Origin of the sequence: Rickettsiella endosymbiont of Miltochrista miniata (assembly GCF_964031245.1) — a bacterium.
Taxonomy (GTDB): Bacteria; Pseudomonadota; Gammaproteobacteria; order Diplorickettsiales; family Diplorickettsiaceae; genus Aquirickettsiella.
The window spans coordinates 313052-332205 of record NZ_OZ035017.1 but is presented as its reverse complement, the minus strand read 5'-3'; the positions used below and the strand labels follow the sequence as shown (position 1 = coordinate 332205).

The window sequence follows — 19154 nt, the reverse complement described above, 5'->3', positions numbered from 1 at the left end:
TATGAAGGTAAATTATGCTAGCTTCTCCACTATAATAAGCTTGTGCGTCCAGATGTAGAAAAAAATCAATGAAAAAACAACGTGTTATGGTCGGCCTATCGGGGGGTGTAGATTCCTCAGTGACTGCTTTATTGCTTAAAGAGCAAGGTTACCAAGTCGAAGGGCTGTTTATGAAAAACTGGGAAGAAGATGATACTGAAGATTATTGCTCAGCCAGTACCGACATTGCCGATGCCCAAGCTGTCTGTGATAAATTAGGGATTCCATTGCATACCATTAATTTTGCTGCTGAATATTGGAATCGCGTATTTACGCATTTTTTAGCAGAATATCAATTAGGCCGCACGCCCAACCCGGATATCCTCTGTAATAGAGAAATTAAATTTAAAACGTTTCTTGATTATGCTCTACAATATGGCGCTGATTTTATTGCTACCGGCCATTATGCAGGAAAATCCTATGTAAATAACTCGTATCAATTGCTCAAATGTGCCGATCAAAATAAAGACCAAACCTATTTCTTATATACTTTAGGCCAAGAACCTTTAGCCAAAACCTTATTTCCATTGACCAAGCTAACCAAACCCGAAGTACGGAAAATCGCTAAATCAGCAGGTTTTCTTAATGCGACTAAAAAAGATAGTACCGGTATCTGCTTTATTGGCGAACGCAAATTTAAACAGTTTTTACAAACTTACTTACCCGCGCAACCTGGCAACATAGAAACATTAGCAGGCGAAATACTTGGACAACATGATGGCCTAATGTTTTACACCATAGGTCAACGGCAAGGATTGCGTATTGGTGGTCGAAAAGAAAAATCCGCATCGCCTTGGTATGTTGCCGATAAGCAGCTTACGCGAAATACATTAATAGTGGTACAAGGGCACAATCATCCTAAGCTCTTTGCTCCCGCGCTAGTTTGCACGCAGCTGCATTGGATCAATGACCGCCCTCCCATAAAGCCATTATATTGCACAGCGAAAACGCGTTTCCGACAACTGGAGACCCCTTGCCTACTCAAACCTTCTAGCGATAATAAATACCAAGTGGAATTTGAAATACCACAGCGCGCGATCACACCAGGTCAATCGGTGGTTTTTTATCAGCAACAAACCTGCCTGGGAGGCGGAGTTATTGATGCCACACTCTAATCCTATGCATAAACGTTTGATTGTTGGCTTAGGTGAAACTGGACTTTCCTGCGCACGCTATTTTACTCGATTAAAATTGCCTTTCACATGCTTGGATAGTCGTTTAAATCCACCAAAATTATCAGAATTTCAAAAAGAATTTCCGCACGCTACCTCCCACTTAGGATCTTTTGATCCGAACCATTTCCAAGATTGTAAAGAATTAATTGTCAGTCCCGGCGTCGATCTAAACGGAGAGAACATCAGTACGGCGATAAAACAATATAAACTTAAACCTATAGGCGACATTGAATTATTTGCCCAGCATGCTCATGCACCTATCATTGCGATTACTGGTAGTAATGCCAAAGGGACAGTTACCAGCTTAGTAGGTGATATGATAAGGCAAGCAAAACTAAAGGTTGCAGTGGGAGGAAATATCGGTAAACCGGCATTAGATTTACTTGCACAACCAACACCGGATTTTTATGTATTAGAAATTTCAAGTTTCCAATTAGAAACTACTTACCATTTACGTCCTAAATTAGCCTGCATACTTAACATCAGTCCAGATCATTTAGATCGGCATAAAACTTTAGCCGCTTATATACAAGCTAAACAAAGGATTTACCAGGAGTGTGAGATCGCCTTATGGAATCGAGAAGATTTAAATACTTATCCTAACTTTAAAGCAAAAAAAATAATCAGTTTCGGTTTAGAGCCCCTAAAACCCGATACAAAAGAATTTGGCTTGCAAGTCGTCAACCAAAAAAACTATCTTGCGAAAGGTAATGAAGTTTTACTCCCTATTGAAAAAATGCCTATAAAAGGCCGGCACAATTGGGCCAATGCCTTAGCTGCTTTAACGATAGGGCATGCGATTGGATTACCAACAACAGCAATGTTAACTGCACTTTGTCAATTTAAAGGTTTACCTCATCGCTGCCAATGGATTAAAGAACATGCAGGCGTAACTTGGTATAACGACTCTAAAGCAACCAATGTTGGCGCAACACTTGCTGCATTAAATGGATTAGGCCCAGCTATTTCAGGTAAAATCATTTTAATTGCTGGCGGCTTAGCAAAAGGCGCGGATTTTTCATTACTACACGATCCAGTAAAACGTTATGTTAAAAAGATGATTTTAATCGGCCGAGATGCTCGCTTATTAAAAAATACTTTAGCCGATAGTACGGCCATCGATATGACCAATGATTTGGCTCAGGCGGTAAATTTAGCCCATCAAACCGCAACACAAGGAGATATTGTACTTCTTTCGCCAGCCTGTGCCAGTATGGATATGTTTAAAAATTATGAAGAGCGTGGTGATATTTTTAGCGATTTAGCTCGAGGAATCCATTGATATGCCTAAATCGGATGTTTCATCCATCGTTTTGTATGATCGTTGGTTACTTATCGTTATTGCTACTTTACTTGCTTTTGGCCTTTTGATGGTCGCTTCCACCTCTATTGTGATTTCTGAACATCAATATGGTCAACCTTTCCATTTTTTTTTCCATCAGCTTTTTTACTTAGTCTTAGGCATTGCAGCAGGAATTATTGTTGTACAAATAAAAACTTCCTACTGGCAACAAGTCAGTCTTGCATTGTTAGTATTGAGTATTGGTTTACTTTTTTTAGTTTTATTGCCAGGTATTGGCAGACAAGTTAACGGAAGTATGCGTTGGTTAGGTTTTGGTCCTTTTGGATTACAAGTTTCTGAATTCGTCAAATTAACGATGATTGTTTATCTGGCAGGTTATCTATTACGCCAAGAAAAACAGGTACAAAATCAAATTCGCGGTTTTCTTAAGCCGTTAATGGTTCTGGCTGTCATTACTTTTTTACTATTACGCGAACCCGATTTTGGAGCGGCTACAGTAATATTAGTGACTAGTTTAGGGATGTTATTTTTAGCCGGTGTACGAATTTGGCAATTTATTATTCTGTTAACCGGTGTATCGATTATTTTAGGCGTATTAGCGATTAGTTCACCCTATCGTTTAGCGCGTCTAACAACTTTTCTTAACCCTTGGGCTAACCAATTTGATTCGGGTTATCAATTAACCCAATCATTAATTGCTTTTGGTCGTGGTGGCTGGGTTGGTGTCGGACTGGGTGAAAGTATACAAAAGTTATTTTATCTCCCTGAAGCGCACACAGACTTTTTGTTTGCAGTGCTTACCGAAGAACTAGGCTTAATCGGCGGGTTATTTATGATCCTATTATTTTCACTACTAGTCTGGCGGGCATTAACTATAGGCTATTGTTGTTTTAATATTGGCCAGCGTTTCTCGGCTTATCTTGCTTATGGTATTGGCTTAAACATTGCCTTACAGGTCATGATTAATATTGGGGTCAATACCGGCGTATTACCAACCAAAGGTTTAACATTACCACTCATGAGCTATGGAGGAAGCAGCTTACTCATGACCTGCATTATGCTGGCATTATTGTTGCGTATTGACTATGAATATCGCCTAATCCAATTTGGCTTTAAAGTCGATCAATAGCAAGTTTCTCAACTGCTTCCTATAATGAAAACTGCTATATAACATCACTATCCACTCATCAAAAGTTGAAGGTACTAGCCAACTAATGCCACAATACGCCTCCTTACATACACTATAGGTTTTTAGTCATGAAAATCCCTTTTGTTGATCATCAAATGGGACGTATTCGACACCTCCATTTCGTCGGAATTGGTGGTGCTGGCATGGGTGGTATTGCTGAAATTTTATTAAATGAAGGCTATATTATTTCCGGCTCTGATCTTCAAGAAAATGCCATGACGCGACATCTGCGAAAATTAGGCACAGAGATCCAACTTGGTCACCACGAAAAACATATCCGTAATGCCGATGTGATTGTTTATTCTAGTGCAGTGTCCCCCGACAATGTTGAAATCGTGGCCGCACGTAACGCACTCATACCTGTTGTTCCAAGGGCCTTGATGCTCGCTGAATTAATGCGCTTTCGTTATAGTATTGCCGTCGCAGGAACACACGGAAAAACCACCACAACGAGTTTAGTCGCTAGCTTATTAGGAGAGGGCGGACTGGATCCAACGTTTGTTATTGGCGGTAAATTGAATAGCACCAGTACGCATGCGCGTCTAGGCGCCGGCCGCTATTTGGTCGCTGAAGCGGATGAAAGTGATGCTTCTTTCCTCTATTTAAAACCCATGATTGCTATTGTGACTAATATCGATATGGATCATATGGGAACTTATGATGGTAATTTTCAGCAACTAAAGAAAAGCTTTTTGGAATTTTTATGGCATTTACCTTTCTATGGTTTAGCCATTATGTGCTGTGATGATCCTTTTGTCCGATCAATCTTACCTGATATTATGCGCCCCATTATCACTTATGGATTTAGTGAGGATGCGGATATTCGCATCCTCACTTTTCAGCAAAAAGGCATTAAAAATTACTTTACCGTTACTCGACCGAAGAAAGAACCATTAGATATAACTTTAAATCTCCCCGGTGAACATAATGCGTTAAATTCACTCGCCGCTATTGCCGTTGCATCCGAACTTGGGATTAAAGATGATGTGATATGCGGGGCTTTATCGCATTTCAGTGGTGTCGATCGACGTTTTCAAATATTAGGGAAACTGAAATGTAAACAGGGACATGCTTTGTTGATTGACGATTATGGTCATCATCCACGTGAAATTGCAGCCACTTTAAAAGCCATTCGTAGTGCATGGCCTAACCGACGTTTAGTGATGACCTATCAACCTCATCGTTACACACGAACACGCGATCTCTTTGCAGATTTTGTAGAAATCTTATCTGAAGTCGATCGTTTACTACTATTAAATGTTTACTCCGCTGGAGAAACACCCATACCTGGCGCAGATAGTGCAGCCTTATTAAAATCGATACGTTTAAATACTCAAGCTAGTCCTATTCATATCGAAGATAAAGAAAACCTCTCCGAAACCTTACATGAGGTTTTACAAGACGGTGATGTACTGTTATTACAAGGTGCAGGAGATATTGGCAGTATTGCACAGAGTCTAGCGCTCTCAATTGAAAGCGAATAATTTATGCAAAATTTACATGGTCAACTTTTAGAAAATGCGACATTAGCGGAATATTCTTCATGGCAAGTCGGTGGCAGGGCAGATCGCCTATATAAACCTGCCGATATGAATGATTTAATTGGCTTTATTAAGCAGTTACCCCAACAAGAACCCTTGATTTTTTTAGGTTTAGGCAGCAATACACTGATACGCGATGGCGGCATCAAAGGAACAGTAGTAATCACACAGGAAACACTTAACAAAATAAAAAGTATCGACGATGTGACACTTTATGCAGAAGCAGGTGTTGCTTCGCCAGCCTTCGCTCGATTTTCGGCAAGAAAAAATTTAATCGGTGCTGAATTTTTAGCGGGTATTCCCGGTACCATTGGTGGTGCTTTAGTCATGAATGCCGGATGTGCTGGTAGCGAAACCTGGAATATAGTTAAATCAGTCCTTACCGTAAATCGACAAGGCGAAAAAAAAATTCGTTATCCTAGTGAATATAAAATTGCTTATCGTAGCGTCAGTGTATTTCCTGATGAATTTTATTTGGCTGCAGAGTTTCAATTAAAAACCGGCAACAAAGAAAAAGCCTTAACCAAAATCCGTGATTTACTTAAATATCGTGCTGACACTCAGCCTACTAATGAGCCGAATTGCGGTTCGGTGTTTCGCAATCCCCCTGGTGATTATGCCGCACGTTTGATCGAAGCGTGTGGGCTTAAGGGTTTAACCATAGGGAATGCGACGGTATCCATCAAGCATGCTAATTTTATTATTAATAACGGCCATGCTAGCGCTACTGACATCGAAGCCTTAATTGAAAAAATTGCTGATTGTGTATTCCACGAATTTCACATTCGCTTAGTACCTGAAGTGCGTATTATCGGCGAAGCTTAACTTTTATAAATCTTGTAATTGTTTATTCATCAATGCAAACGATTCTTCTTCGGCTTGATCTCTGACTAAGCAATATTGTGATAGATAAAGCATCAATACACTAAAAGGAAATATTACTAACATACCAAATGGAAATTTTAAACGCGCTATACCACCAAAAGGACCCAAATAAGAAAGTAACAATAAGATGGATAAATAAGAAAAAAACCAATATAAACTAAAATTATTGCTCCAAAATCGACGTTTTTGATAACAAAGATAGATAATAAAACCGACTAAAATAGCGGCATAAAGCTTCCATATCACTGAAAAACCACACCAATAAAGCATTAAATTAGCCACATAAAATGCAATATGACAAATAATTAAACTCGCCGATAACCTGAAGGGACGATGTTGCCCCGGTTGCATTTTGCGTAATGCTAATAAACAAATAGGGCCTATGCCATACGAAAGTATGCTCGCTGAAGATAAAAAAGCCACCATTTTTTGCCAACCCGGAAACGGCAAAAAAGCACAAATTCCCACTAAAAAATTAGCATAAAGTGTGACATACGGGATTTGATAGCGATTGAGTTTTAAAAAAAATGGCGGTAAATGTTTATTCAATGCCATGCCATAGAGAATTCGCGACGTAGCAGCGGTATAAACTAATGTTGTGCCTAAAGGAGAAAATGCTGCATCAAACAGCAATAATACCGCCACTACACTAAGACCCAACAACAAACTTAAACCGACCAAAGGTCCACTATCACCGGGGAAACTAAGGTGCTGCCAGCCTTGTTGCAGATAAGTTTTGGGGACCGCCATTAAAAAACTAAGTTGCAACATAAAATATAAAACGAAACCCACTAATACGGCACCTAAAATGGCAATAGGAATACTTTTTTGTGGGTTTTTTACTTCACCTGCTAGCATCAAACCATTTTGAAAGCCGGTAAACGCAAAGGCTATACCCCCTGCGGATAAAGCCGAAAATATGTTTATCCAACTGGTTTTATTAGTTAAATCAAGTGTGATGTTTTGTAGTGTCGGTGAAACATGTATAAGCGCAACAATGGCAATCGATGGTAAAAGAAATTTCACTATGCTAGCGTATTTGTTACATTCCGCTAAGAATTTAATGCCATAACTATTCAGAACCACGATAAAAAACATGATCACTACTGCGGCCAGATAACCTGTGTGTGATAATTTAAAATAAGTGGCTTCTTTAATTAACAATACGGGGAAAAAATGACTGCTATATTGCAAAATAGCTTGGATTTCTATCGGTGTCATCACCACATATGCGAGCCAAGTGATCCAGGAAAATAAAAATCCCACTTCTCTGCCGTGCGTATAGGTAGGATAATTCGATAAACCGCCAGAAATCGGCAGCATAGTCCCCAATTCGCATAACGGTAGGGCTATGAATAACATAAAAAATGCTGCGATGATCCAGCTGATGAGCGCATTCGGCCCCGCCATCTGCGCACCTATAAAGGGCGTAAATAGCCACGCAGAGCCTATCATGCCCCCCGCTGCAGCAATTAATATATTAGTCGTGGAAATATCACGCTTTAGCAATTTTTTAAATCCTTTTACAATTAATTAGACTCAAGGAATTTCTAAACGCAAATTGCTACTAGTGTAGCACTATACTCACAGCAATTGGATTTTTGTCAAGGCACCGCGGTAACACAGACAATGTCAAGTGTTAAGAGTATATTAAAAAATTAAACTTTCCCTATCTCAACTCGTTGTTTTTCAAACAACTGATTTATTCCTTTCTCTGCTACAGTTAACATTTGTTCCAGTTGCTGTTTAGAAAAAGCATTTTTTTCTGCAGTGGCTTGTACTTCCAATATGCCGCCCTGTTCGGTCATCACCACATTCATATCCGTTTCAGCTTGAGAATCTTCTGCATAATCTAAGTCCAAGAGCACTTGCCCTTGATAGATGCCTACCGATACAGCAGCAACCAAAAATCGCCAGGGATCTTGTGTCAATTCCCCCTTTTGCTTCATTACGCTTAAGGCATCACTCAATGCCACACTCGCACCGGTAATAGCTGCGGTTCGAGTTCCACCATCGGCTTGAATCACGTCGCAGTCTAAAAAAATTGTATTTTCACCTAATTGTTTCAGATCCACGCTCACACGTAAAACACGTCCAATTAAGCGTTGAATTTCTAAACTTCGACCGGTTTGCTTGCCTCTAGTCGCCTCTCGTTCGGAACGAGTATGTGTTGCTCGAGGTAACATACCATATTCTGCAGTAATCCAACCTTGACCTGAACCCTTTAAAAATTTTGGTACCCCGGGTACTACGCTTGCTGTGCAAAGCACTTTGGTATTGCCAAACGCTATTAGTACCGAACCTTCCGCATATTGCGTATAAGAACGAGTCATGTTGATTACGCGAAGCTCATCATTAACACGTTTTGTCGCACGCATGGTTACTTTCCTTTTATAAAACTAGATTTTATTTGCAGAGTGATTAAAATAGGGCCTGTAAAAACATGCATTATACTTTTTAACTTGAAAATTACCATGACCAATAGCATGACGGCTTTTGCCAGAAAAGAAAAACAAGCCGAATCGGGTCAGGCCGCATGGGAAATTCGTAGTGTCAACCATCGATATTTAGAAATCGTTCTTTCCTTACCTGATACCTTCAGCCATTTAGAACCCTTGATCCGAAAACAACTGCAAGCACGCTTGCAGCGCGGCAGAGTAGAAGCCAAGTTACGTTATAAGTCCTATCTCAATAAAGCGATGCCGATTGAGATCGATGAAGAGTTAACCCTCTCGCTTATCGGCGCTTATAAGAAAATTGGCCATCTTGCACATACCAACACACCCTTAAATCCAGGAGAACTATTGCGTTGGCCACAATTACTCAAATTTCCCGAATTAAGTATTGAAGTGATACAACCTGAATTAATGACTTTATTTTCTGAGACTTTAGAAGATTTTTGTCAGGTACGTAGTATTGAAGGTAAAGCCATTTTTGAATTATTAAATCTGCGCTTAACAAAACTTGCCGATCTGCTTCAGCATATTCAAATTCAATTACCGCACATTTTACATCTGCAACGCGAAAAAGTTCTAGCTCGATTACATGAAATTAAAACCAGCTTAGATCCTAACCGTTTAGAGCAGGAAATGTTATTATTTGCTCAGAAGACGGATGTAGCAGAAGAGCTGGATCGTTTACAGATCCATCTACATGAATTTAAGAATTTATTGGCAAAAAACCAAGCTCAAGGCAAGCAACTTGATTTTTTATTACAAGAATTGAATCGTGAAGCAAACACTTTGGCTTCTAAATCATTAAATGCCGAACTGACCTTATCAGCCGTTAACGTCAAGGTTTTGATAGAAGAAATGCGCGAACAAGTGCAAAATATCGAGTAAATTATGAACATACCCGGAACACTTTATATTATATCAGCACCTTCAGGTGGTGGAAAAACCAGTCTCGTTAACGCACTGTTAGAGTCGGTAGCTAACTTAGAAGTTTCTATTTCCTATACAACACGGCCACCGCGTCCGGGTGAAAAGGAAGGTATAGATTACCATTTTATTGACCAAACAGAATTTAAACAACTTATTCAAAAAAAATCTTTGTTAGAACATGCTATCGTTTTTGATCATTATTATGGTACTTCACTCGATTGGGTGACAAAAAAAATTGAAGCCGGTATCGATATCATACTTGAAATTGACTGGCAAGGGGCACAGCAAATTAGAGAAAAAATGCCCGAATCGATAGGAATTTTTATTATCCCTCCTTCCTGGGAGGTATTAGAAAAAAGACTGCATCTTAGAGCACAGGATAAAAAAGACATCATAAAAAAACGCATGGCCGACGCAAAAGCTGAATTAACCCATTATGATGAATATGATTATTTAATCGTAAATGAAAACTTCTCTAATGCACTCGCCGATTTAAACGCTATCTTAAGGGTAAGACGTCTACGTTGCAGTATACAAAAAAAAGAACTTGCACCTTTGTTAGAAACCTTATTAAGTTGACTTAATTAATTTTACTTATCTAGCAACGATAAACTTTAAACAACAATATTAAATAAAAGATACTTATGTTAAAAAAATTATTATTTGGTTTTCTCCTTTTCGGTATTTGTCCTATCTCCATGAGTTTGGCGATTAGCAAATCCAATGGTTGCCCAACTATTCAAGTTTGTTTTACGCCCGGTCAAAATTGTACTGAAGAAATTACCGATGTCATCGATGCCGCAAAAAAATCCATTTTTGTGCAAGCGTATAGCTTTACGTCTGCGCCCATCGCTGCTCATTTAGTTGCAGCAAAAAAACGCGGCGTAATGGTCAATGTAATACTGGATAAAAGTCAAAAAACACAAAGATATAGTGCTTCACGTTTTTTGGTCAACCAACATATTCCCTGCTGGATAGATTATAAACCCGCTATTGCGCACAATAAAATCATGATTATTGATGAAAAAGAAGTGATTACGGGATCATTTAATTTTACTAAGGCGGCGCAAAACAAAAATGCAGAAAATTTGTTAATTATTCACGATACGCAATTAGCTAATATCTATATGAAAAATTGGCAACGACGTAGAGCAGTCTCTCGCTATCTTAATCCACAAACTGAACCTCAACAACATAGATTTTTTTAAATTTAATTAGCTTTAAAAAATTTATTCAGCTAAGCGAATTTAATACTTGCGCGTATCTGACCGACTGTGGATTTATTGCCTGTAGCGCCATTATTCAGCACGACACCATTTATACCCACCAGTTGATCTTCGCCAAAGTTGTAATCTTTGTTTTGGAATATCGCGACTCCAACATCAAACCACTGACTTATATTCATCAGATAATCCACGTAAATACGCCTACTCGGTAAAATTCCTGCTAAATGTTTGGTTGCTTGATAACCTATCGCCAGCCTAGTTTGTTTGGCGATGGCTGGAAAAGTTAAACCTAATTCTAAACCCCATAACTTTGGTTTTTGAAAGGTAAGCGCAGATAATAAACCTGGCGTCAGCGGAGCAGGAAAAGCTAAAAATGTTGGTTTTCTAAAACTTCGAGTCGTTGCTAGATAATGACCATTAAAATCGAAAGGCCCCCATTGGAATTCAGCATTTATATTATAAGCCGGTGCTTTTTGATTCGGCAAACCAGGAACATTGTTAACCGCAAACTCTATATTGGTATTGGTATAATACGAGGATAAAAAATTAGTATCAGTAATACTACCTATATATCCACCATCAACATTAAAGCTACTTATACAATCACTATAGGTATAGCCTAAATTAACTCCGCCATTTTGAATGCGGCGCGTCGAGCCGCCATCCGCCAGCCTAGGGCGACCTGCAAACGTATAAATAGAGCCATAGAGCCCGCTAGGCATGGTAAAGCCAAGTTGTGCGGTGGTTGCATTTATTTCACTCAGCAATTGCGTTGGGTTTTCGCTCGTTACGAAACTGTAGGGATCATACTGACCAAAGGGTACATATTCTTTACCGACACGTAAATAGACTGGCGAAACATTAAAATGTTGTAGCGTTGCATAAGCAGTATCAAGATTAGTTCTGCTTATCGGTCGATAGAGTAAGAAAGAATTGGGTATTTCATAAACACCTTGTGCACCTGCCACACCCGATAAAGAAGTGTAAACCAATGACATATTTGCCTTCATCCAATTATTAACTCGAGTATCTATAAACAAATTGGCATTATTCAGTATGAGATCACTGGCTCTACCGCTGGTAGCGAGACGAAAAGGTACTGCTTGTGGGGGAAGATTCTCAAATGGGTAATTAAAAAAAGGATTGGTAACCGCAAAGACCGGGGGTGTATTAGTTATATAAGCATCGGTATTCATCCAACCACTCACATTAATTCGACAGACCCAACCACAAGGCTGGTCAAAACCTCCGGGTTGGTTTCTACTCAATAACCAATCCGCCTCATTGACTTGAGCGCGCAGAATTTCTTGTTCATAGGCTTTGTCGATGTCATAGATTCCTGCAGCCAAGGCATGACAACTGGCCCCTAAAGCTAACAAGGAGAAAATAACTACCTTGAGTCTCATACCTATATCCCTATAAAAGATTCACATTTGCTAAAGCTTAACAACTCTTAGTAAATATCTCAAATAAATAGACTTATCCATTCAATACCGGATCACCCGGCATATCACTTGCCGTGTGTGCTTGATGATCCTGAGCCAACAGTAAATACATGGCCGGCACGACAAATAAAGTAAATAAGGTACCAATAGAAATACCAGAAGCAATCACTAAACCGATATTAAAACGGCTAATAGCACCGGCTCCAGATGCGAAAATTAACGGAATAACGCCTAAAACCATCGAAGCAGTAGTCATTAAGATAGGTCGAAGCCGAATACCGGCAGCCATTTGTATAGCTTCACGTTTTTTATTTCCTTCTTGTTGTAAATCATTAGCAAATTGCACAATCAAAATTCCATGTTTGCTAATTAAGCCTATTAACGTCACCAAACCCACTTCAGTATATATATTTAAACTCGCTCCACCGACACCTAAGCTTATAAAAATAAGTGCACCACAAATTGACATAGACACGCTGATTAAAATAATTAATGGATCACGAAAACTTTCGAATTGCGCCGACAAACAAAGGAAAATAATAATTAATGCTAAGAAAAAAGTTAAAATCAAGGCGCTACTTTCCTGCTGGTATTGACGCGATTGAGCTGCGTAATCCATATTATAGTTTTCTGGAAATATTTTTTTAGCTATATTTTGCAAGCCTTGCAATGCATCGCCCATAGTCACACCAGGGAAAGGAACGGCTGAAATAGTGGCTGAATTTAGCTGCTGAAAATGGTTAATCGATTCTGGTACCACAATAGTTTTTAATTGTGCTATCGTTGATAAAGGAATCATCGAACCATTGGGGATTTTTAAATAATAATTAAGTAATTGATCGGCATTCAAACGATAACCTCGTATCACTTGCGGGATAACTTGATAAGAACGACCATCAAAATTAAAATAATTAATATAATTTTCACTCATCGCAGAGGTTAATAAATCTCCCACATCGGCCATCGTTAAACCGAGTTGTGATGCTTTATCGCGATCAAGTTGTATGGCTCCTTGAGGTTTATCTAATTTAAGATCAGTATCTAAATAAACAAATAAGCCACTCTTACGCGCTTCATCTAATAACGCTTGGGAAACATCATTTAATTTAACATAATCATCCGTAGTGGTAATGACAAACTGTACGGGTAATCCGCTTCCTCCACCCGGTAAAGAAGGTTTTTGAAATGCAGCTACGCGGGCTCCTGCTATGCCATCAAATAAATGTTGTATCTGCGGTTGTAATTGATTGGTGGTGCGCTTGCGTTCATTCCATGATTTAAAGACCATCCCACCAATACTAGTATTAAGTCCATTAACACCATCTAATTGAAAAACATGATCGGTTTCAGGATAAGTTTCAAAAATTTTGAACACCTGATTGGAATATAATTGCGTTTGCTGCAAAGTCGCATTAGGCGCCGCCGTTAATAAACTGATAATAAGCCCTTGGTCTTCTTGAGGTGCTAATTCATTCTTAGAAGTTACATATAAAAAATAAATACTACTTAAAATAATTAATGCAAATACAATGGTTACGGATACATTATTCAGTGAACCATGCAAAAGTCGCTCATAGAATTCACGTAATTTATCAAATTTAGCGTCAATAAAACCCACAAAACCTTTATGTTGATCCTTAACACTGGGTTTTAAAGAGAGTGAGCACATCATGGGAGAAAGCGTTAAGGCAATAATGGCAGAAATCCCAACCGCGCCCGCTAATGTAAAGGCAAATTCAGTAAACAGAGCACCAGTTAATCCTCCCATAAAACCTATCGGTACATAAACTGCAATTAAAACTACCGAGATTGAAATAATGGGAATAGCCAACTCTCTAGCACCTCTGATAGCGGCTTCAAAAGGTGACTGACCCAATTCTATATGTCGATAAATATTTTCTACAATAATAATTGCGTCGTCGACGACTAGACCTATAGCTAATACTAAGGCTAACAAGGTGAGTAAATTTATCGTATAGCCCAGTAAAAGCATAATAAAAAATGCCCCTATTAAGGATAAAGGCATAGCAATAACGGGAATAATCACCGAACGTATAGAGCCTAAAAATAAAAAAATAACCAACGTAACGATTACTAAAGCTTCTATCAAACTGGCCATCACTTCATGAATAGAACTATTTATATAGCGACTTTCATCATAAACAATTTTTCCATTTAGTCCTTGTGGTAACTGTGCTGTGATAGCAGGCATCGCTTTTCTTATATTTTTTATAACAGAAAGCACGTTAGCGGTCGGTGCCACTTTAATGCCGATATAAACGGCCGGTTTATTATCAAACTTTACGGAAGTGTTATAACTTTGTGAACCTAAAGTCACTTTGGCGACATCTTTTAAACGTATAATCGCGCCACTTTGTGCTTTGACAATTAAGTTTTGAAATTGTTCTACGTTGTTTAAACCCGTGTTTACAGTTAAATCAACAGTGACCATATCGCCCTTAGTACGCCCAACAGCAGCAATAAAATCATTATTAGCTAGTGCATTCGCCACATCATCGGCACCTAAACCATAAGAAGCTAATTTAGCGGGATCTAACCAAGCACGAAGTGAAAATGAATGTTGGCCGACAATTTCAGCTTGCTGAACACCACTTACAGCTTGTAATTTCGGCTGTACCACTCGGGTCAGATAATCAGTAATTTGATTGCTCGCTAACTTAGGACTATAAAAACCAATATACATCGAGTCTATGGTTTCACCGATAGCAATACTTAATGTCGGTTGTTGAGATTGCTTAGGTAATTGATTAAGAATGGCATTTACTTTGGTATTAATTTCGGTTAATGCTTTATTCGGATCATAATTCAGTAACAAATTAGCTTGTATCGAGCTGCTGCCTTGTGTACTACTTGATGTTAAATAATCAATTCCTTGCGCCTGGGCAATAGAATTTTCTAGAGGGGTGGTGATAAATCCTGCAATCAAAGCAGGATCGGCGCCGGTATATACCGTAGAAACGGTTATTACAGCATTTTCAGTATAAGGATACTGTCGAACCTGTAGCAAAGTTAACGAACGAATTCCTAGCACCAAGATTAATAAACTAATCACGGTCGCTAACACAGGCCGCTGAATGAAAATATCCGTAAAGCGCATAAAAATCGCTATCCCTAAACTAATCCGTTAGTTTATTCATCATTTACTCATCAATAGCTACCGGTGCAGGATTATTATTCGGTACTACTGAATTATTAATCACCACATGACTGCCATTTTTTAGTTTGAGCTGTCCGCTAGTAACAACCATTTCACCTGCTTTTAAACCCTCTAAAATTGCAATTTGATCACCGCGTTTTTCACCGGTGGTTACGAAGGTTTGTAGTACGCTCAATTGTGGTTTTCCATTTTTAGCTTTTCCTTTTTGTTGCACTATATAAGCTATCTCACCATAAGGGTTAAAACTAATCGCGGTCTGTGGCAAAGTTAAAAATTGCTTGACTGGGCTAGTAAGTACTTCGGCTGAAACAAACATACCAGGATATAGTTCAGACTGTGGATTAGCGATGGTCGCTTCAATTTGCACATTACGCGTATTAACATCCACAATTGGGTTGATAGTGGTCACTTTCCCAGTAAAAATTTTATCTGGATAGGTATCTGTTTTTATGTTAACTATAGATCCTATCTGTAATTGCGCTAACTTTTGCTGCGGAATAAAAAAATCAGCATACAATGGATCTAAAGCTTGCAAAGTGATGACTTGATCGCCTGGGTTAAGATATTGTCCAACATTTACGGTCGAAACACCTAAACGACCACTAAAGGGGGCCTTTAAAGTTTTTTTGGCGACTATAGCCGCTTGTTGCGCCACTTGTGCTTGCAGATTTTTTAAATTCTGCTCATCGGTATCAAGCACGGCTTTACTAATCGCTTTAACAGCAAATTGCGCACTATCACGATGATAGTTAATTTCGGCTAATTTCTCCTGCGCTTCTAGGGAATGCAGTAAAGCCACATCTGAATCAGCATTGAGTTGTACTAATACATCCCCTTCTTTAACTTCCGAGCCAGGTTTTAAATAAACCGTGCGCACTAATCCGGCTAATTCCGTGGTGACATAGACTCCGTTTACCGCACGCATACTGCCATAAGTCAAAATCTTGGGTTGCCACCACGAATATTCAACACGCATAGCCGAAACGGTGACAACAGGTGCAGTATTTTTTTGCATCGCATGTCGAATAAAAAGATGGTGGATAGCTTGATAACCAAATACCAGAATAAAAAGCACACCAACACTGATCAACATGATGATCATTGGCCTAGTAAAATGCTTTTTTAATTTATGCACGTTTGTGATCCTCTACTGACAATTCGAGTTCCACCATCCACCCCCTAAAGCTTGAAATAAGGCTGCAGTATCCGCGTATCGACTGGCTTCTGCTTGTACTAAACTAATGCGTGTTTGCTGATATTGTCGTTGTGCATCCAATAAAGAAAGATAACTGACACCGCCTAAAGAAAATTGTTGTTTCACCAAATATAAATTTGTATACGCCGCTGATTCGGCCTGTTTTTGTGCGCGCATTTCTCGAGCATCCGCTTCTATTGCTCTTAACGTATCCGCTACATTTTGAAAAGCTTTCAGTACGACTTCTCGATACTGGGCAGCAGCAGCATCGTAAGCAGCAATAGCCGCACGACGTTCAGCAATTAAAGCACCACCTCGAAATAGGGGTTGAAGTAATCCCCCACCAATATTCCATAAGTTACTTTGCGAGCTAAATACTTGACTTCCGACTGAATTAGATTTACCCCAAGAACCATTCAACGCAAATTGTGGGTATAAGTTAGCCGTAGCAACGCCTATTTGAGCATTAGCCGCCTCCCATAACGCTTCAGCGGCACGCACATCGGGCCTTTGTCGAACCAATGCAGAAGGCACACTCAATGGAAGTTCTGTCGGTAAGTGCAATTCATCCAAATCCAAAGACGGAATAATATGACATTCACTAGGGAAAGCGCCCACTAAAATAGCCAGCAAATGACGTGTTTGCGCCCAACTTTTTTCTAAAGGCGGTAAAGTTGCTCGCGTTTGCGCCAACTGCGTTTGTTGCGCGACCACCTCAATTTGCGAAACACCGCCGAGATCAAATTGTTTTTTTATAATCGCCAATTGTGCGGCTTGTTCCCGTATCAATTGTTTTGTCACACAAATTTGTCGATGCAACGAAGCAATGGTAATAGCTGTAGTCACAATATTGGATGTTAAACTCAGGTATGCCGCGCGAAGTTCAAAATATTGATATTCAACTTGGGATTGTAAACCTTGTATTTGCCTGCGTATTCCTCCAAAAAAATCAAGTACATAAGAAGCATTTAATGAGGCATTAAATAGATTAAATATTGCGGAAGGAATCCCACTTGAGGTTGTGGTTATCGAATTATTTGTAGCATTGCCCGAAAAAAATCCAGTGTTAGAACCACGCTGCGCTGTCAATTGAGCTGAGATATTTGGATACAAACCATTTCCTATGCCCGCACTTAAATTTTCCTGTGCTTCGCGTAAGGTAGCTTGTGCCGCTCTTAAATTAGGGCTGTTAGTAATACCTTGGCAAATGAGTTTATTTATTTTAGGTGAATGAAATAAACGCCACCACTCCGCGGAAATAGTTTTGGCTTGAATAAATTGCTGCGACGCTCCTCCATGCCCTGGCGCGCTGCCCGTTCTACAAGGCCACGGAGGTTTTGTGTAATGATTTACCTTCGGAGGTTCAGGTGATACAAAATCGGGCCCCACCAGGCAAGCACTTAGACTACCCAACATCATGGCAATCATGGCAAATTGATAACAGCTCCTATAAAAAGCCCACATTACATCTGTCCATTTTTACTCTGTTATATACGTATTTTTTTTAGTGTACTTTCATATCATAGACGATATTTTTAGAACTTAGTGAAAAACTGCGCTGATATAAAACTTATCGGTACGCTCAAGACAAACTATGCTTTAATTAAACAGTTGGAAACCTAATCTCTCCTGTTGATAACTTTAAAAAATAAGCACAAGGTTTCTTTTATTGGAGCTTAATTTATGGTCAAGCATTTAAAAAGGATTGGTTCAGCGAAAAAACGTAAACTTGCCCTATTATATTTAGTGATAGGTGCTATAGCGATAGGTTTTGCTCCTATTTTTGTCCGATTAAGCGAAGTAGGTCCAATTGCGACAGGATTTTGGCGAGTGGCTATCGCCTTTCCTATTTTAACCTTACTTTCCATAGGACAAGGCTATACTCGTCCCGATGATAGGCAGGCGCCGATTTTAAGAGATTATCTTTGGTTATTATTTTCAGGTGTTTTATTTGGCGGCGATCTAGCCACATGGCATCTTTCTATTCAATATACGACTATCGCTAATTCGACTTTAATTGCTAACTTTTCACCCATCATTATCGCTTTATGGGGATGGATTGTTTTACGTAAGCCACCACAAAAAAAATTAGTGATTGGTTTATTATTAGCCATTTTAGGTATAGCCGTCTTAATTCATCCTACCCTTCACATGGACAAAAATATCCGTATGGGTGATGGATTGGCCTTCATCACCGCTTTTTTCTATGCCGGTTATTTATTAGTACTGAATCGAGCGCGTAAAAAATTTACTGCTTTTTCAAGTATGGCGATATCAACTTTTGCCAGCATGCTCACTCTGCTTATCATCACCTGCCTGTCCAGCGAGCTGGCTATACCGCAAACGGAAATGGCTTGGATCATTTTATTTGCTCTAGCTTTGTTTGCGCATATTTTAGGACAAGGACTGATCGCTTATGCCTTACCCTATTTACCCGTTACCTTCTCGTCAACCGCCTTGCTTATCCAACCGATGGTGGCTGCGATGGCAGGTTGGTACTTTTTTTCAGAATATTTAGGCCTCAGTCAACTGATCGGTATGTTGATCGCCTTAGTGGGTATCTTTTTGGCTAAACAGACCATTTGACCATACAAA

The 19154-nt window shown here is 39.3% G+C and carries 15 protein-coding genes; 9 read left to right on the top strand and 6 right to left on the bottom strand.

The genetic code is table 11. From position 1 onward, the window contains the following. The first annotated feature begins 68 nt into the window (after positions 1-68). The 5 genes from mnmA to murB all read left to right on the top strand — a co-directional run bounded on the left by mnmA (position 69) and on the right by murB (position 6072). A complete protein-coding gene (mnmA, locus tag AAHH40_RS01500; RefSeq protein ID WP_342220366.1) occupies positions 69-1154 on the top strand; it encodes a tRNA 2-thiouridine(34) synthase MnmA in 1086 nt (361 codons plus the stop codon). Beyond that, complete coding sequence (murD, locus tag AAHH40_RS01495) at positions 1141-2496, top strand: UDP-N-acetylmuramoyl-L-alanine--D-glutamate ligase (RefSeq protein WP_342220365.1); 1356 nt, start codon at positions 1141-1143, stop codon at positions 2494-2496. Before mnmA ends, murD begins: the two co-directional genes overlap by 14 nt. Position 2497: 1 nt before the next feature. Beyond that, positions 2498-3646, top strand: coding sequence for a putative lipid II flippase FtsW (ftsW, locus tag AAHH40_RS01490; protein WP_342220364.1), 1149 nt, complete (start codon positions 2498-2500; stop codon positions 3644-3646). A gap of 128 nt (positions 3647-3774) precedes the next feature. Further along, a complete protein-coding gene (murC, locus tag AAHH40_RS01485) occupies positions 3775-5190 on the top strand; it encodes a UDP-N-acetylmuramate--L-alanine ligase (protein WP_342220363.1) in 1416 nt (471 codons plus the stop codon). A gap of 3 nt (positions 5191-5193) precedes the next feature. Continuing rightward, positions 5194-6072 carry a UDP-N-acetylmuramate dehydrogenase gene (gene murB, locus AAHH40_RS01480; protein WP_342220362.1) on the top strand — a complete coding sequence of 293 codons (879 nt, stop codon included), beginning with the start codon at positions 5194-5196 and terminating at the stop codon, positions 6070-6072. Between the two features lie 3 nt (positions 6073-6075). On the opposite strand, the gene AAHH40_RS01475 is transcribed toward murB, so the two are convergent. Next, positions 6076-7641, bottom strand: coding sequence for an APC family permease (locus AAHH40_RS01475; protein WP_342220361.1), 1566 nt, complete (start codon positions 7639-7641; stop codon positions 6076-6078). 149 nt (positions 7642-7790) lie between these two features. Further along, on the bottom strand, positions 7791-8510 hold the full coding sequence (gene rph, locus AAHH40_RS01470) for a ribonuclease PH (RefSeq protein ID WP_342220360.1): 720 nt from the start codon (positions 8508-8510) through the stop codon (positions 7791-7793). Between the two features lie 96 nt (positions 8511-8606). Here rph and AAHH40_RS01465 point away from each other — a divergent pair, with 96 nt between their 5' ends. The 3 genes from AAHH40_RS01465 (at position 8607) to AAHH40_RS01455 (ending at position 10723) form a co-directional block, all read left to right on the top strand. Continuing rightward, positions 8607-9473: a YicC/YloC family endoribonuclease gene (locus tag AAHH40_RS01465; RefSeq protein WP_342220359.1), complete on the top strand. Its 867-nt coding sequence runs from the start codon at positions 8607-8609 to the stop codon at positions 9471-9473. Between the two features lie 3 nt (positions 9474-9476). Then, positions 9477-10094: a guanylate kinase gene (gmk, locus tag AAHH40_RS01460; protein WP_342220358.1), complete on the top strand. Its 618-nt coding sequence runs from the start codon at positions 9477-9479 to the stop codon at positions 10092-10094. A gap of 65 nt (positions 10095-10159) precedes the next feature. Next, on the top strand, positions 10160-10723 hold the full coding sequence (locus AAHH40_RS01455) for a phospholipase D family protein (protein WP_342220357.1): 564 nt from the start codon (positions 10160-10162) through the stop codon (positions 10721-10723). 29 nt (positions 10724-10752) lie between these two features. Here AAHH40_RS01455 and AAHH40_RS01450 read toward each other — a convergent pair whose 3' ends face one another. From AAHH40_RS01450 to AAHH40_RS01435, 4 genes are all read right to left on the bottom strand, one after another. After that, positions 10753-12147, bottom strand: coding sequence for an LbtU family siderophore porin (locus AAHH40_RS01450; RefSeq protein ID WP_342220356.1), 1395 nt, complete (start codon positions 12145-12147; stop codon positions 10753-10755). A gap of 73 nt (positions 12148-12220) precedes the next feature. Then, positions 12221-15304 (bottom strand): efflux RND transporter permease subunit, encoded by a 3084-nt coding sequence (locus AAHH40_RS01445; RefSeq protein ID WP_342220355.1) that lies wholly within the window; start codon positions 15302-15304, stop codon positions 12221-12223. 43 nt (positions 15305-15347) lie between these two features. Continuing rightward, the gene (locus tag AAHH40_RS01440) at positions 15348-16499 is read right to left on the bottom strand and encodes an efflux RND transporter periplasmic adaptor subunit (protein ID WP_342220354.1); all 1152 of its coding nucleotides are present in this window, start codon (positions 16497-16499) and stop codon (positions 15348-15350) included. Positions 16500-16511: 12 nt separating this feature from the next. Further along, positions 16512-18023 (bottom strand): efflux transporter outer membrane subunit, encoded by a 1512-nt coding sequence (locus AAHH40_RS01435; protein ID WP_342220353.1) that lies wholly within the window; start codon positions 18021-18023, stop codon positions 16512-16514. A gap of 219 nt (positions 18024-18242) precedes the next feature. Here AAHH40_RS01435 and AAHH40_RS01430 point away from each other — a divergent pair, with 219 nt between their 5' ends. Beyond that, on the top strand, positions 18243-19145 hold the full coding sequence (locus tag AAHH40_RS01430) for a DMT family transporter (RefSeq protein WP_342220352.1): 903 nt from the start codon (positions 18243-18245) through the stop codon (positions 19143-19145). Positions 19146-19154 lie beyond the last annotated feature (9 nt).

What these genes read in the sequence shown, in the direction of transcription:
- mnmA (WP_342220366.1), top strand. Translation starts at nt 69, where the DNA reads ATGAAAAAACAACGTGTTATGGTCGGCCTATCGGGGGGTGTAGATTCC.
- murD (WP_342220365.1), top strand. Translation starts at nt 1,141, where the DNA reads ATGCCACACTCTAATCCTATGCATAAACGTTTGATTGTTGGCTTAGGT.
- ftsW (WP_342220364.1), top strand. Translation starts at nt 2,498, where the DNA reads ATGCCTAAATCGGATGTTTCATCCATCGTTTTGTATGATCGTTGGTTA.
- murC (WP_342220363.1), top strand. Translation starts at nt 3,775, where the DNA reads ATGAAAATCCCTTTTGTTGATCATCAAATGGGACGTATTCGACACCTC.
- murB (WP_342220362.1), top strand. Translation starts at nt 5,194, where the DNA reads ATGCAAAATTTACATGGTCAACTTTTAGAAAATGCGACATTAGCGGAA.
- rph (WP_342220360.1), bottom strand. Translation starts at nt 8,510, where the DNA reads ATGCGTGCGACAAAACGTGTTAATGATGAGCTTCGCGTAATCAACATG.
- AAHH40_RS01465 (WP_342220359.1), top strand. Translation starts at nt 8,607, where the DNA reads ATGACCAATAGCATGACGGCTTTTGCCAGAAAAGAAAAACAAGCCGAA.
- gmk (WP_342220358.1), top strand. Translation starts at nt 9,477, where the DNA reads ATGAACATACCCGGAACACTTTATATTATATCAGCACCTTCAGGTGGT.
- AAHH40_RS01455 (WP_342220357.1), top strand. Translation starts at nt 10,160, where the DNA reads ATGTTAAAAAAATTATTATTTGGTTTTCTCCTTTTCGGTATTTGTCCT.
- AAHH40_RS01450 (WP_342220356.1), bottom strand. Translation starts at nt 12,147, where the DNA reads ATGAGACTCAAGGTAGTTATTTTCTCCTTGTTAGCTTTAGGGGCCAGT.
- AAHH40_RS01445 (WP_342220355.1), bottom strand. Translation starts at nt 15,304, where the DNA reads ATGCGCTTTACGGATATTTTCATTCAGCGGCCTGTGTTAGCGACCGTG.
- AAHH40_RS01435 (WP_342220353.1), bottom strand. Translation starts at nt 18,023, where the DNA reads ATGTGGGCTTTTTATAGGAGCTGTTATCAATTTGCCATGATTGCCATG.
- AAHH40_RS01430 (WP_342220352.1), top strand. Translation starts at nt 18,243, where the DNA reads ATGGTCAAGCATTTAAAAAGGATTGGTTCAGCGAAAAAACGTAAACTT.